Annotated in this window: 11 protein-coding genes, 1 pseudogene and 1 riboswitch; of the genes and pseudogenes, 4 read left to right on the top strand and 8 right to left on the bottom strand. The window is 73.6% G+C overall.

The features are described from left to right. Nucleotides 1-77: 77 nt before the first annotated feature. On the top strand, nt 78-3,731 hold the full coding sequence (locus ACQP0N_RS07850) for a hypothetical protein (RefSeq protein WP_433118766.1): 3,654 nt from the start codon (nt 78-80) through the stop codon (nt 3,729-3,731). A gap of 28 nt (nt 3,732-3,759) precedes the next feature. Here the strand turns inward: ACQP0N_RS07850 and pspM are convergent, their stop codons facing one another. The 7 genes and pseudogenes from pspM to ACQP0N_RS07815 all read right to left on the bottom strand — a co-directional run bounded on the left by pspM (nt 3,760) and on the right by ACQP0N_RS07815 (nt 10,263). Continuing rightward, complete coding sequence (gene pspM / locus ACQP0N_RS07845; protein ID WP_433118764.1) at nt 3,760-4,545, bottom strand: phage shock envelope stress response protein PspM; 786 nt, start codon at nt 4,543-4,545, stop codon at nt 3,760-3,762. A gap of 24 nt (nt 4,546-4,569) precedes the next feature. Next, the gene (locus ACQP0N_RS07840; protein ID WP_396803825.1) at nt 4,570-5,442 is read right to left on the bottom strand and encodes a PspA/IM30 family protein; all 873 of its coding nucleotides are present in this window, start codon (nt 5,440-5,442) and stop codon (nt 4,570-4,572) included. Nucleotides 5,443-5,644: 202 nt separating this feature from the next. Continuing rightward, nucleotides 5,645-6,097 carry a helix-turn-helix domain-containing protein gene (locus ACQP0N_RS07835; protein ID WP_355051673.1) on the bottom strand — a complete coding sequence of 151 codons (453 nt, stop codon included), beginning with the start codon at nt 6,095-6,097 and terminating at the stop codon, nt 5,645-5,647. Between the two features lie 258 nt (nt 6,098-6,355). Next, nucleotides 6,356-6,868 (bottom strand): annotated as a pseudogene (locus tag ACQP0N_RS07830) (CinA family protein); the annotation flags it as partial. A gap of 211 nt (nt 6,869-7,079) precedes the next feature. Beyond that, nucleotides 7,080-7,673, bottom strand: a complete 594-nt coding sequence (pgsA, locus tag ACQP0N_RS07825; protein WP_433118761.1) for a CDP-diacylglycerol--glycerol-3-phosphate 3-phosphatidyltransferase — start codon at nt 7,671-7,673, stop codon at nt 7,080-7,082. Between the two features lie 77 nt (nt 7,674-7,750). Continuing rightward, nucleotides 7,751-9,259, bottom strand: coding sequence for a 30S ribosomal protein S12 methylthiotransferase RimO (rimO, locus tag ACQP0N_RS07820; RefSeq protein ID WP_433118759.1), 1,509 nt, complete (start codon nt 9,257-9,259; stop codon nt 7,751-7,753). Between the two features lie 80 nt (nt 9,260-9,339). Then, nucleotides 9,340-10,263: an ornithine cyclodeaminase family protein gene (locus ACQP0N_RS07815; RefSeq protein WP_433118757.1), complete on the bottom strand. Its 924-nt coding sequence runs from the start codon at nt 10,261-10,263 to the stop codon at nt 9,340-9,342. Between the two features lie 91 nt (nt 10,264-10,354). Then, nucleotides 10,355-10,426: riboswitch (guanidine-III (ykkC-III) riboswitch) on the top strand. A gap of 33 nt (nt 10,427-10,459) precedes the next feature. Here ACQP0N_RS07815 and ACQP0N_RS07810 point away from each other — a divergent pair. Together ACQP0N_RS07810 and ACQP0N_RS07805 are read left to right on the top strand one after the other, a co-directional pair. Then, nucleotides 10,460-10,774 carry a DMT family transporter gene (locus ACQP0N_RS07810; RefSeq protein ID WP_396803817.1) on the top strand — a complete coding sequence of 105 codons (315 nt, stop codon included), beginning with the start codon at nt 10,460-10,462 and terminating at the stop codon, nt 10,772-10,774. 73 nt (nt 10,775-10,847) lie between these two features. Continuing rightward, complete coding sequence (locus tag ACQP0N_RS07805) at nt 10,848-11,093, top strand: hypothetical protein (protein WP_357122493.1); 246 nt, start codon at nt 10,848-10,850, stop codon at nt 11,091-11,093. Nucleotides 11,094-11,159: 66 nt separating this feature from the next. Here ACQP0N_RS07805 and ACQP0N_RS07800 read toward each other — a convergent pair whose 3' ends face one another. Continuing rightward, nucleotides 11,160-13,613, bottom strand: a complete 2,454-nt coding sequence (locus tag ACQP0N_RS07800; RefSeq protein ID WP_433118755.1) for a DNA translocase FtsK 4TM domain-containing protein — start codon at nt 13,611-13,613, stop codon at nt 11,160-11,162. 113 nt (nt 13,614-13,726) lie between these two features. Here ACQP0N_RS07800 and ACQP0N_RS07795 point away from each other — a divergent pair, with 113 nt between their 5' ends. Continuing rightward, nucleotides 13,727-14,197, top strand: coding sequence for a YbjN domain-containing protein (locus tag ACQP0N_RS07795; protein ID WP_355051666.1), 471 nt, complete (start codon nt 13,727-13,729; stop codon nt 14,195-14,197). The last annotated feature ends 28 nt before the right edge of the window (nt 14,198-14,225 follow it).

Genomic DNA, 14,225 nt, shown 5'->3' with positions numbered 1-14,225 from the left:
ACCGCCTGTCAGCAGAGTGCCGAGGGCCGCCACGCCGGGGTGGTGTTCTTCCTCGTGCCCCGACCCCGGGGAGAGTCATGGCGATCTTCCGCAGACTCCGCTCCACCTTCTTCTACCGGACCGCCCCTGACGGCCTCGGTCGGACGGCGTCCGTTCCCACGGCGCGTACCGCCGAGGAGGCCACGCCCACGGCGAGTCTGGATCCGTCCGCCGAGCCACGCTGCTTCGGAACGGTGCCGAACGTCGCGTACAGTCCCCGCCCGACGCGTGACCCCGAGGGCCGGCTGGTGCCGGGCACGGGCCTGCGCAAGTTCGTCGACGCGCTGCCCGTACCCGGCGAGCAGGCGCTGCCGGTGGCGGTGCCCGACACGATCAGCTACCCGGGCTGCGACTACTACGAGATCGGGCTCCAGGAGTACGCGCAACGCCTGCACCGGGATCTGCCGGTCACCCGGCTACGCGGCTACCGACAGCTCAACCTGGGCACCGACCCGTCGGGCCACAACACGGTGGCGCCACCGGAGCGGCCCTGGCACCTCGGTCCGATGATCCGCGCTCGGCGGGGCCGACCGGTCCGGGTGAAGTTCATCAACCAGCTTCCCACCGGCCGGGCCGGCGAGTTGTTCCTGCCGGTCGACGAGACGGTCGACGGTGCCGGTCTCGGGCCGCTGGACGGCCCGGCTCCGTACCCGCAGAACCGGGCGGTGCTGCACCTGGCCGGGGCGCAGACCGGCTGGACCAGCGCGGGCAACCCGGGACACTGGATCACCCCGGCCGGGGAGATCACCCCGTACCCGACCGGGACCGGCCTCACGCCCGTGCCGGACATGCCGGCGCCCGGCGCCGGCGCCACCACGCTCTACTTCCCCAACGAGCAGAGCGGCCGGCTGCTGTCGTTCCACGACAACACCCTCGGGCTGGCCCGGCTCACCGTCTACGGTGGGCAGCTCGCGCCGTACCTGCTCACCGACCCGGTCGAGGACGAACTCGTCGCCGAGGGGGTACTGCCGGCCGAGCAGGTGCCCCTGGTGATCGAGGACAAGACGTTCGTGCCGGACGACACCCAGCTGGCCGCCGAGGACCCGACCTGGGACCGGGAACGCTGGGGGGCTCGCGGCAGCCTGTGGTACCCCCACGTCTACCAGCCCCGGCAGAACCCGTACCGGTCCGGCGGGCGCAACCCCACCGGTCGGTGGGACTACGGTCCCTGGTCGCGCCGTCCGGCGCCGGACGGCGGTCGGGACGACACCGGACCCACCGTGGATGGTTGGCCGATGGCCGAACGGATCGCCGGCGGGCCGCCGCTGACCGGTCCGGGGCCGGTGCCGAACCCGCACCACGACCCCGTCGGCGGTGGCGCCGAACCACCGCTGCGCCCCGGGGTGCCGCACCCGTCGGCGGTTCCCGCGGCGTACGGGGACACGCCGCTGGTCAACGGTGTCGCCTACCCGTACCTGCGGGTGCGTCCCGCCGTGTACCGCCTGCGCATCCTCAACGCCTGTCTGGACCGCAGCCTCAACCTCCAGCTCTACCGGGCCTGCTCGGACGCGCCGATGTGGACCGACGACGGCAACCTGGTCGACGCGGACGCCGGCGAGGTCCCGATGGTGCCCGCCGTACGGTCGGCGGACCGGCCGTCCGGTTGGCCGAGCGACGGGCGTGACGGCGGTGTGCCCGACCCGCGCGCCGCCGGCCCGGAGTTCGTCCAGATCGGCAACGAGGCCGGTCTGCTGCCCGCCCCGGTGGTGCTGCCGAACCGGCCGATCGGCTACCGCTACGACCGGCTCGACCCGACCGTACTGAACGTCGCCGGGCACACGCTGCTGTTGGCTCCCGGTGAGGGGGCCGACGTGCTCGTCGACTTCTCCAGCGTGGAACCGGGCAGCACGCTGATCCTCTACAACGACGCCCCGGCGCCGCTGCCCGGCTTCGATGAGCGCTACGACCAGCACACCGACGCGCCGGACCGCACGGCCCGGGGCGGTCCGCCGCCCACCGAACCGGGGTACGGCCCGAACACCCGTACCCTGTTGCAGTTCCGGGTGGCCGGCACGCCCGAGGGGCCGTACGACCTGGAGAGGCTGCGTCAGCGACTGCCGGTGGCGTACGCGGCCAGCCAGCGCCCGCCGATCGTGCCGCAGCCGGCGTACGACCCGGCGTTCGGCAGCCGGACCACGACCGAGACGGTCGTCTCCGCGCACGCCGACACGGTGACCTTCACGCCGCTCGCGGGCACCGGTCCGGTGACCCTGCCGATCGAGGTCAAGGCCGCGCAGCAGGTCTTCGAGCCCGGTCACGGCCGGCTGGCCGGGCGTCTCGGGGTCGGTCATCCGCACATCGGGCCGCTCGCCCCGGCGACCCTGCCGCTCGGGCCGACCGATCCGGTGACCGAGGTGCTGTTCGCGGCCGACCCGGCCATACCGGTGGGCGCGCCGACCGACGGCACGCAGCTCTGGCGGATCAGCGGCAACGTACGGCAGACCGAGCCGCTGCGCTTCGGCGGCTGCGACGTGCAGATCGTCAACCGGGTCGGCTGGGACGGCACGCAGCGCCCCCCGCACCCGGCGGAGCTGGGCTGGAAGCAGATCGTCCGGGTCAACCCCCGCGAGGACGTGGTGGTGGCGCTGCGTCCGGTCGCCCCGGCCCTGCCGTTCAAGCTGGGCGACAGCGTCCGGCTGCTCGACCCCGGCCGTCCGGCCGGCGCGCGCACCGGATCGACGCCGGTCAGCCCGACCGACGGGCGACCGGCCGTGGTCGTCAACCAGATGGTCAACCTGGGTTGGGAGTACCGCTGGCACAGCCAGCTCGCCGGCCATCGCGACCTGGGGATGAGCCGACCCTTGGTGCTGCGGGTGACGCCGCGGGCGCCCACCGGGCTCACCGCCACACCCGTGCCCGGCTCGGCCACCGCACTACCGGCGATCGCGCTCGCCTGGACCGGCAACGGCGGACGCCCGCCCGCGACGAGTCACCTGCTGCAACGGGCCACCGACGGGTCCTTCGGCGGCGACGTCACCACGATCACCGTCGCGGCGACCGCGACCCGCTACACCGACGCGACGGTCACCCCCGGCGTGACCTACCACTACCGGATCCGGGCGGAGAACGAGGTGAGCTACTCGTCCTGGTCGAACAGCGTGCCCGCCTCGGTGCACCTCGCCGCGCCGGGCGGCCTGATCGCGGCGATCCCGCCCGCCGCGCCGCTGCGGGTGGCGTTGCGCTGGACGAACCGGTCCTTCGCCACCGGCATCGACGTACAGCGGGCCACCAACCCGACCTTCACCAGCGGGCCGGGCACCACCGCGATCGGGGTCGGCGACAACCACCTGGACACCACGGCCGCGCCCGACACCACGTACTACTACCGGGTCCGCACCACGTACCTGGGTGCCGCCTCGGCGTGGTCGACGGTGGCCGCGGCGAGCACCCCGCCCGCGCCGGGCACCCCCGGCGAGGTGAACGCCACCGCGAGCGCGCCGGGCCCGGACACCGCCACGGTGGTGCTGGTCTGGACGGCGAACAACCCGGTCGGCCCGGGTTCGGGTTTCATCGTGCAGCGGGCGCTGGACCCGACGTTCGCCCACGAGGTGGCGACCTTCACGGTGACCGGTCGCGGCTTCACCAACACGGGCCTGGCCCGGGGCGTGACCTACCACTACCGGATCCGGTCGTTCAACGTCGTGGGCAGCTCGCCGTACACCGGTCCGATCCCGGTCACGACGCCACCGTGACGGGCGGGCGCGGCGCGTGGGGTACGGCTCAGCGGGTGGGCGCGCGCAGGCCGGCACTGCCGGCGCGCAGCTCGGCCAGGGCCGAGGCCACACCGTGCAGGAGGTCGGTGGCCTCGGTGAGTCGGTCGGCGGCCGGGTGGGTGGGCTCCGGGCGGGCGTCCTCGGCGAGATAGCCGGCGGCGGCGACCACCAACCGCTCGTACGCCGCCACGCCGTCCTCCAACTGGGCGGTCAACGCGGCGTGCGCGTCGGCCAGCGGCGTCCGGGCGTCGGTCGGCGCGAGCCGCACGGCCCGTTCGACGCTGGCCACCCGGTTGGCGAGTTCCCGCAGCGACCGGTCGGCGTCGGCGGCCTCCCGCACGGCCGGCTCGGCCAGCCCGGTGAGCCGGGGCGCCATCCCCGCCAGGGTGAGCGAGGCACGGTCCAGTCGCGCCCATTGCTGCCCGGCGGTGGTGCCACGCAGCGCGACCCGGCTACGCACCCGCCGTACCTCGGCCAGCACGCCCGAGCCGACCGGCAGTCGCTCCACAGCGGCCACCAGCCGGGCCCGGGACCGGGCGGCGGCCTCGGCCGGGTCCAGCGCCGGGGGCGCGGGCCGGGCGGCCAACGCCCGCAGGTCGATCCAGCGCCAGGCGGCCAACGCCAGCGCGCTGCCCGCGGCGCCGGCCCAGGCCGCGTCCGGCAGACCAAGCCCGGCGTACGGCGTCAGCACCGCCGTGGCCCCGCCGAGCCCACCGGCCAGTACGCTCCACCGCCGGGCGGACCGGCGCAGCCGACCCAGTTGACGGAAGTAACGCGTCCGCTCGTCTGCCACCGAAAGACCCCTCGGACCGGTCGTTCAGCCGGCGGCGGTCGGGTCGCCGGTGCCCCGCTCGCGGGCCATGCTGGCGCGCAGCTCGTCCAGCCGGGCGGCGGCGGTCGGGTCGCTGCCCGGGCCCGCCTGCTCGGCCTGCGGAACCGCGGGGCGCTGCGCCGTGCCGCCGAGCTGCTCCCCCGCCATGCTGGAGCGGATCTGTTCCAGCCGGGCCGAACCGGCCGAGTCGATGGTCGCCTTCTGGATCTCCAGCATCCGGCCCTCGACGGAGTTGCCGGCCAGCTCGGCGCGGCCCATCGCGTTGGCGTACCGGCGCTCGATGCGGTCCCGCACCTCGTCCAGGGAGGGGGTGTTGGTGGGTGCGGTCAGCGACGACATCGACTCCAACGAGCGGGCGACGGTCTCCTGCATCTTGGCCTGCTCCAGCTGGCTGAGCAGCTTGGTGCGCTCGGCGAGCTTCTGCTGGAGGATCATCGAATTGTTCTCGACGGCGCGGCGGGCCTGTGCGGCCGCGCCGAGCGCCTGGTCGTGCAGGGTCTTCAGGTCCTCGGTGGCCTGCTCGGCGGAGACCAGCTGGGTGGCAAGGGCCTGCGCGGACTGCTCGAACCGCCCCGCCTCGGCCTCGTCGCCCTTGGCGCGGGCCTGGTCGGACAGCACCAGGGCCTGCCGGGCGTTGCCCTGGAGCCGCTCGACCTCGGACATCTGCCGGGACAGCTTCATCTCCAGCTGACGCTGGTTGCCGATGACGGCGGCCGCCTGCTGGACCAGCGCCTGGTGCTGCCGCTGGGCATCCTCGATGGCCTGCTGGATCTGCACCTTCGGGTCGGCGTGCTCGTCGATCTTCGCGCCGAAGAGCGCCATCAGGTAGTTCCAGCCCTTGACGAACGGGTTCGCCATCTCCGCGGTATCCCCTCAGTAGCGTCGCTCCACCGCGGTCGGGCCGGATTGCGCCGACCGACCGCGACCCGGCCGGTCTCCATCGTCCCAGCCGAACGCCAGCGCGGCATCCGTACCGGGCGCACGACGGGCACCGTCGGCTCCTGCGGGCAACCCTACGCGGCCGGGGCCACGTCGCCCATGGGCAACGAATGCACGGTGCTCAGGCGGCGCAGACCACGTCCCGGTCGCGCTCGGTGGGCCGGACCCGGGTGCTGCGCAGCGTCGCCCGCAGCGGGGAATCCTGCCGGACCGACACCGCGACCTTGCCGTCGGAGGTGACCTGGCGGACGCCCCGGTTGGCGGCCTTGCGCACGGCGGCCGGCGCGACGGCCTCGGCCGGCTCGTCCTGCATGCCGACGAGCACCCCGGCGGGCATCTGCTCGGCGAGCGCCACGGTGTCGCTCACCTCGCGGAGAAGTTCGGAAAGGCGGGCGCCGAGCGCGTCACAGATCGCGGCCAGCAGCTCGCTGGACGGCTCCTTGTGCCCCCGCTCGATCTCGGAGAGGTAACCGAGGCTGACATTGGCGGCGGTGGACACCTCACGCAGTGTGCGCTGCTGTCCCTGCCGGCGCGCCCGCAGTGCGTCACCGATCACCCGGCGTAGCAGGACCATCGCACCTCCCCCTGAGGGATACCTCACGCCCGGCGTCGGGCAGCCGGTCGCGGCGGACCGCGCCGGCTCCGAGCGTCGGAGCCTTCCCGCAACCGTACCCGCTGCGCGCCCCGGCGACATCCCACCCCGCCCGTCGGATCCTGGCGGGACGGCTCACCGACGCCCCGCGCCGGCCGTACCCAGCGATCCTGAGCCGTTCCCGGCGACTCGGGCGGGCGTTTCCTGACCAGCGGGGACGGCTTCGTCCGTTGCCTCCGGGCCCGCGACGGCGGCCTCGTCGGCGGCGTGGATGTGTTCGGCGAGCAGCCGCAGCGCCTCGATCACGGCGGCCGAGCGTACGTGGTCCCGCCCCCCGTCCAGGTCGAGTTCGCGGACCTCGACGCCGGTCGGGCCGGCGACCGCGACGTAGACCAGGCCGACGGGCTTGCCGTCCTGCGGCTCCGGGCCGGCGACCCCGGTGGTGGCGAGCCCCCAGTCCGCTCCGCAGCGCCGCCGACCGCCCTCGGCGAGCGCCGCCGCCACGTCGGGATCGACCGGTCCGCGCTCGGCCAGCAGGTCGGGCGGTACGTCGGCGAGCGTGGCCTTCAGTTCGGTGGCGTAGACGACCAGCCCGCCGCGGTAGATCCGGCTGACCCCGGCGATCTCCACGATCGACGCGGCCAGCAGCCCGCCGGTGAGCGATTCGACGGTGGCGAGGGTCTCGTGCCGCTGCGACAGGCTGTGCACGACAGCCGCCGCCGCGCTACCGGTCGCGTTCTCGTCCCGCTGCATGATCCCGTCCTTCCCCACCGACCAACCCTCAACCCTCCGGCCCAACCCTCCGGCCCCAACCCTCCCGCCCCAACCCTCCCGGCCGAACCCCGTCGATCATGAAGTTATCGCCTCGACACGCCGGCCCGAGCCGCAACAACTTCATGATCACCGCGCGGTGCGACGGGCGCGGCGCGGGGGTGGGGGGGGGGGTGGGGGGGGGGGTGGGGGGTTAGGGGTGGGGGCGGCGGAGGCGGAGGGCCTGGAGGATGTAGTCGAAGCCGGTCGCCACCGTGACCAGGACGGCGGCGCCCATGATCCAGGGGCCGACGGCGGCGAGGGCGGCCGGCATCGGCCAGAGGTACCAGGCGATGGCCAGGATCTGCAGCGCGGTCTTGATCTTGCCGCCACGACTGGCCGCGATCACACCGTGCCGGATCACCCAGAACCGCAGCCCGGTGATGCCCAGCTCGCGGACCAGGATCAGCGTCGTCACCCACCAGGGCAGCCGGTCGTACCAGGAGAGCAGCACCAGGGCCGCACCCGTGAGCGCCTTGTCGGCGATCGGGTCGGCCACCTTGCCGACCGAGGTGACCAGTCCGAACCGGCGGGCGATCCAACCGTCCACCAGGTCGGTCGCCGAGGCCACCGCGAAGATCAGGCAGGCTGCCATCCGCCAGCCGGAGTGGGTCATCCCCGACACGATCACCGAGGCCGCGAAGACCGGCACCAGCACCAACCGCAGCGCGGTCAGGGCGTTGGCCGCGTTGAGCACGGGCACCCGCGCGACCACCCGGGCCGGCGTCGACTCCGTCGCCCCGGTCACCGTCTCGCTCCGCTCGGGCCGCCGTGGCGTTCCCGACACCGCACCACCTGGCTCCCCCGCTCCGTCCGGGCCCGCCGTCACCGTGCCGCGCCGGGCGCCGCCGAGATCATCTCATCCGGCACCGCGAGCAGATCCACCCCTTCGGTGCCGGTCACCGTGGCCCGCACCAGGTCACCCGGGCGCAGTGCGCTCAGGTCGACCCCGCCGTCGACCGGCGCGACCAGGGTGGTCGATCCGTCCACCTCCGGCGCCTGGTGCGCGGCCCGGCCCTCCACCACGCCGTCCACGATCGCGTCGACGAGCACCTCGACGGTCGAGCCGAGCCGGTCCTCGGCACGCTGGGAGCAGAGCTCGTCGGCGAGCGCGCTGAGCCGGTCGTACCGCCGCTTGATGGTCGCGGCGGAGACCTTGCCGGGCAGTCCGGCGGCCTCGGTGCCGTCCTCGTCGCTGTAGTCGAACATGCCGATCGCGTCCAGCCGGGCCTCGGTCAGGAACCGGGTCAGCTCGTCGATGTCGGCGCGGGTCTCGCCGGGGAAGCCGACGATGAAGTTGCTCCGCGCGCCCGCCTCCGGCGCGAGCGCCCGGGCGCTGGCCAGCAGCTCCAGGAACCGGTCGGTGGAGCCGAAACGCCGCATCCGGCGCAGCACGGGCTCGCTGGAGTGCTGGAACGACAGGTCGAAGTACGGGGCCACCCCGGGCGTACCGGCGATCGCCTCGACCAGCCCGGGCCGCGTCTCGGCCGGCTGGAGGTAGCTCACCCGCACCCGGACGATGCCGGACACCGCGGCGAGCTGCGGCAGCAGCTTCTCCAACGCGCGCGGATCGCCGAGGTCCTTGCCGTACGAGGTGGAGTTCTCGCTGACCAGCACCAGCTCCCGTACGCCGGTCTTGGCCAGCCACTCCGCCTCGGCGAGCAGCTCGTCCGGGGTACGCGAGACGAACGCCCCACGGAACGCCGGAATGGCACAGAACGCGCAGCGCCGGTCACAGCCGCTGGCGAGCTTCAACGACGCGACCGGGCCGGTGTCCAGTCGACGGCGCAACACCTGACGCAGGTGCGCCGGGGTGTGCTCGTCGGTCTCGACGGCGGCGCGCGCCACGGTGCCGTGCCCGGGCAGGGACACGCCGCTGTCGCGGCGCTTCACCGGCGTCAGGGGCAGCAGCTCGCGGCGGTCCCGCGGGGTGTGCGCGGTGACCTGTTCACCGGCGACCACGGCGTTGAGCCGGGCGGCGATGTCCGGGTAGTCGTCGAAGCTCAGCACCGCCTGCGCCTCGGGCAGACTGTCGGCCAGCTCCTTGCCGTACCGCTCGGCCATGCAGCCGGCGGCCACCACCTTCGCGCCCGTCCCGGCGGCAGCGAGCAGCGTCTGGATCGAATCCTGCTTGGCCTTCTCCACGAAGCCGCAGGTGTTCACGACGACCACGTCGGCGCCCTCGCCGTCGGTGCTCACCTGCCAGCCGTCGGCATGCAGCCGGGCGGCCAGCTCCTCCGAGTCGACCTCGTTACGGGCGCAGCCCAGGGTGAGCAGGGCGACGCGACGGCCCTCGGCGTTGTCGGGAGCGGAAGGAGAGGTGGCAGACACCATCCGAGGGTACCGGGCCGCTCGCGGTAGCCCACGCACGCGGGCACGCTGGGCGGCCGGGACGTCCCGCCCGCGAGGGTCGGTCACCGGGTCACGGCGGTCGCCCGGGTCAGGGCGTCGAGCAGGAAGACCTCGGTACCGGCCAGGCCCGTGCAGCAGAAGACGGAGACCTGGTCCGCCGTGGTCCGGCCGGGAACCGCGCCCGCCAGGATGCCGCCCAGGTCCCGCAGCCGTCCGGCGTACGCGGGCAGCGCCGCGAGCATCGGCGGTTGGTAGTCCGCCGCCTGGGCCGGCGAGTCGGTGACCAGCAGGTCGGCGGCGTCCAGCAGGTCGGTGCCGAACTCGCTGCGGTCGTGCTGTTTGAAGCCGACCGTGTTGACGTGTGTGCCGGGGCTCACGTCGGAGGCGCGCAGCACCGGCGTGGGGCTCGTGGTGGCGAGCACCACGATGTCCCGGCCGGTGACGGCCGCGCCGGGGTCGGCGACCGCGCGGGCCGGTACGCCCAGTTCGGCGCGTACCCGGGTGGCGAAGGCGTCCCTGCGCGCCGTCGAACGGCTGTGCACCACGACCTCGCGCAGCGGGCGCACGGCCGCGGCGGCCCACACCTGGGTCCACGCCTGCCGCCCGGAGCCGATCACGCCGAGGGTGGTCGCGTCCGGCCGGGCCAGCGCGTCCACCGCGACCCCGCCCAGTCCACCGGTACGGCGGGAGCCCAGCTCCTCGCCGACGGCGACGGCCCGCACCGCCCCGGTGGAGGCGTCGTGCAGCACGACCAGTTGCTCTCCCTGGGGGTGGCCGAACGTGTCGTACGAGCGGTAGCCGTACCACTGGCCGACCAGGTGCCCGGCGGTGAGCACCATCCGCCCGCCACCGAGCGGGGCCGCGGCCCGGGGTGGGGCGACCAGGCGCCCCTCGTACGCGGCCACCAGGGCGGCCCGCATGGCGTCGACGGTGGTGGCGGCGTCCAGGGCGGCGGCGACCTCGGGGTCGGCATAGAGCAGGGCCATGACGTCATAGTGAAAGTTGAAGCAAAGTAGAGGTCAATGCGTGGTGGCGTGGGTCACCGTCCCAGGCCGTCAGCCGGTGCTAGCGTCGGCCGTGGTGGCCCCGGACGCGGTGGTCACTCCGGACGAGCGGTGGGCGTACCCGGTCAGGCCAAGACGCCCCGGCAGACTGACCCGACTCGTCCTCGTGAGGTGAACGATGGCCTGGCTCGTACTCGTGATCTCCGGGCTGCTGGAGACGGCCTGGGCCGTCGCCCTGGACCGAAGCGCCGGCTTCAGCCGGCTGCTCCCCTCGGTGGTGTTCGTGGTGGCCCTGGCGCTGAGCATGGGCGGCCTGGCGTACGCGCTGCGGGACATCCCGGTCGGCACCGGGTACGCCGTCTGGGTCGGCATCGGCGCGGTGGGCACGGCGCTGGTTTCAATGGTGGCGCTCGGCGAGTCGGTGAGCCTGCCCCGGCTCTTCTGCCTGCTGCTGGTGGTCGCCGGCGTGGTCGGCCTGAAGATCTTCCATTGACGACCACGCGTGGCGAGCGCCCACAGTGGGTAGTGATCGGTTCGTCACGACAGGCTCTCATCCGGAGGACGACATGGCCGACATCCCCACCACCGCCCGCCCGCGCAGCAACGCCGCCCGCATCCTCACCATCGTGGGTTTCGTGTTCGCGGTGCTCGCCCTGCTGCTCAACCCGATCATCTTCGGCGTGCTCGGCATCATCGCCGGCATCGTCGGCGCGGTCCTGGGTGACAAGCCGCTGGGCTGGTACGCCGCCGCGGCCAGCGGCGTGGCCGCGATCATCGGCCTGGTGGTCGTCGCGGCTCTGATCAACAACTGACCCACCCCGACGTCACGGGCCCGCCGGATACCGGCGGGCCCGTCGTGTGTCCGGGGTCGCGAGTGGTCAGTCCACGTCGCCGCGCAGACCGGCCAGGACCTCCTCCAACTCGTCCGGCTTGACCAGCACGTCACGCGCCTTCGACCCCTCGGACGGCCCGACCACCCCACGGGTCTCCATGAGATCCATGAGCCGGCCCGCCTTGGCGAAACCGACCCGCAGCTTGCGCTGGAGCATCGAGGTGGAGCCGAACTGCGAGGTGACCACCAGCTCCACCGCCTGCACCAGCAGGTCGAGGTCGTCGCCGATGTCCTCGTCGATCTTCTTCTGGTTGTCCTTGGCGGGGGCCAGCACGTCCGGTCGGAACTCCGGCTCACGCTGGTCCTTGCAGAACTTCACCACGTCGGCGATCTCGCGCTCGGTGACCCACGCGCCCTGGATGCGGACCGGCTTCGACGCGCCCATCGGCAGGAAGAGCCCATCACCGCGGCCGAGCAGCTTCTCCGCGCCCGGCTGGTCGAGAATGACCCGCGAGTCCGCGAGGGACGAGGTGGCGAACGCCAGCCGGGACGGCACGTTCGCCTTGATCAGACCGGTCACCACGTCGACCGAGGGCCGCTGGGTGGCCAGGACCAGGTGGATACCGGCGGCCCGGGCCAACTGCGTGATCCGGACGACCGAGTCCTCGACGTCACGCGGCGCGACCATCATCAGGTCGGCCAGCTCGTCCACGATCACCAGCAGGTACGGGTACGGGCGCATCTCCCGCTCGCTGCCCGGCGGCGCCTTGATCTCGCCGTTGCGCACCTTGCGGTTGAAGTCGTCGATGTGCCGGACCCCGTTGGCCGCGAGGTCGTCGTAGCGCATGTCCATCTCGCGGACGACCCAGTCCAGCGAGTCGGCCGCCTTCTTGGCGTTCGTGACGATCGGCGTGACCAGGTGCGGGATGCCCTCGTAGCCGGTCATCTCGACCCGCTTCGGGTCGATCAGCAGCAGCCGCACCTCGTCCGGCGTGGCCCGGGTGAGGATCGACACCAGCAGGGTGTTGAGGCAGCTCGACTTGCCCGCGCCGGTCGCGCCGGCGATGAGGATGTGCGGCATCTTGGCGAGGTTGGCCACCACGTAGCCGCCCTCGATGTCCTTGCCGAGCGCCACCACCATCGGATGGTGGTCGCTCGTCGCCGCCCGCGAGCGCAGCACGTCGCCGAGGGCCACGTTCTCCGGGTCGGTGTTCGGGATCTCCACGCCGACCGCGCTCTTGCCCGGAATCGGGCTGAGGATCCGTACGTCCGGCGACTTCACCGCGTACGCGATGTTGCGGGAGAGCTGGGTGATCCGCTCGACCTTGACGCCGTGGCCCAGCTCCACCTCGTAGCGGGTGACCGTCGGGCCACGGGTGAAGCCGGTGACCGCGGCGTCCACGTCGAACTGGTCGAACACGCCGGTCAGCGCGGCGATGACCTCGTCGTTGGCCTTGCTGCGGGTCTTGGGCGCGGCCCCGCCGCTGAGCATGTTGGCCGGCGGCAGGGTGTAGTCGCCGGCCAACCCGGTCAACGCGAGCTGCTCGGCGCGGGTGGGCGCGGGCGAGTGCTCGGGCGGCTCGGCCGGCTTGCGGCTGGCCGGCACCTTCGCCGGGGCCTTGCGCGGCAGGACCATCGTCTCCTGGAGGTCCGCGCCCTCGGTGTCCTCGAAGTCGTCCGGGTCGATCGGTGGCGGCGTCCGCTTCGACGGACGCCTGCGCGCGGGCCGGGCGACCGGCTCGTCGTCCTCCTCGGTGGTCTCCGGGGGAGCGACCAACCCTCCGGCGAGCAGGCCCAGCCGCTCCGGGATCTTGTTGATCGGCGTCGCGGTGACCACCAGCAGACCGAAGAGCAGGAGCAGGACCAGCAGGGGTACGGCCACCCACGCGGTGACCGCCCGTTCCAGCAACCCGCCCACGCCGGCGCCGACCAGGCCACCGGCGAAGTCACGCTCCACGGTGTCCACCGGGTCCTGACCGATCTGGAGCAGCGCGGCGGTCGACACCAGCAACGAACCCCACCCGATCAGCCCTCGGCCCCGGTGCTCCGGATCGGCCGGCTGACGCATGAGCCGCCACGCCCCGATCATCAGCAGCACCGGCACCACGACGGAGATCGCGCCGAGGAACAGCCGGACCGTGTCGGCCAGGCGGGCGCCCACCGGGCCCGCGCCGGAGAACCACAGCGCCACGGCGCTGAGCAGGGCCAGCCCGAACAGGAGCAGTCCGGCACCGTCGCGGCGGTGCTCGGGGTCCAGGTCGCGGGCGGAGGCGGCCTGCCGGCCGGCGGCCCGCACCGCCCACCCCATCCCGTGCGCCAGCCCCATCCACAGTGCACCGACCGCGCGGCCCACGTAGACGGCGGGGCCCGGACGGGCGGGTGTGGTGCGTCGCCGTACCGGTGCCCGGGTCTTCTTCGCCGGTTGACGGGCACGGCTGTTGGTGCCACCGCGCGGCGACGCGCCGCGTCGCCGGCTCGCCTGAGAGGTACGGCCCGCCATAGAGTCACGGTAACGGTGGGGCCGGGCAGATCGCCGCTTTTCCGGGTCGTGTCCGCGCGTCGCAGCACGGACCCCGCCGCCGGTCGTGATATCCGCCTCAGAAGGGATGCCCGATGGCGTCGCCGGGAATCGAGGACGATCCGCTGGCCGGGCACCCCGGTGCGGTACGCCCGCTGACCGGCGAGCTGATCGCCGCGGTGCTCGCCGCGCGCGGCCGCCCGGTCGGCCGTGCCCCCGACGGTGACCTCGTGGGACGCTTCGACGACAACCTGATCTGGTTCCTGCGCCTCGGCGCCGATGGTGAGCTGCTCCAGGTCCGCACGATGGTCGCGCCGACCTTCGGGATCGAGCGGGTGCCCGACCTGTACGCCTTCTGCAACGCGTGGAACCACGACCGGCTGTGGCCGAAGGCGTTCGTGCACGTCGACGACGCCGGGCGGGCCCGGATCCACGGTGAGGTGATCACCGACCTGGAGCGTGGCGTCACGCCCCACCAGCTCGACCGACTGCTCGACTGTGGCATCACGACCGGCTGCCAACTCGCCGTGGCGGTCGGTCGCCTGCCCGGCGCGGTGTCGACGTGACCGGCCGGGAGGAGACCACGGGCAGCCG

It is taken from the genome of Micromonospora sp. CA-246542 (assembly GCF_050942905.1).
GTDB lineage: Bacteria > Actinomycetota > Actinomycetes > Mycobacteriales > Micromonosporaceae > Micromonospora.
Note: the sequence above shows the minus strand (reverse complement) of the source record. Positions and strands in the feature narration are given on the sequence as shown.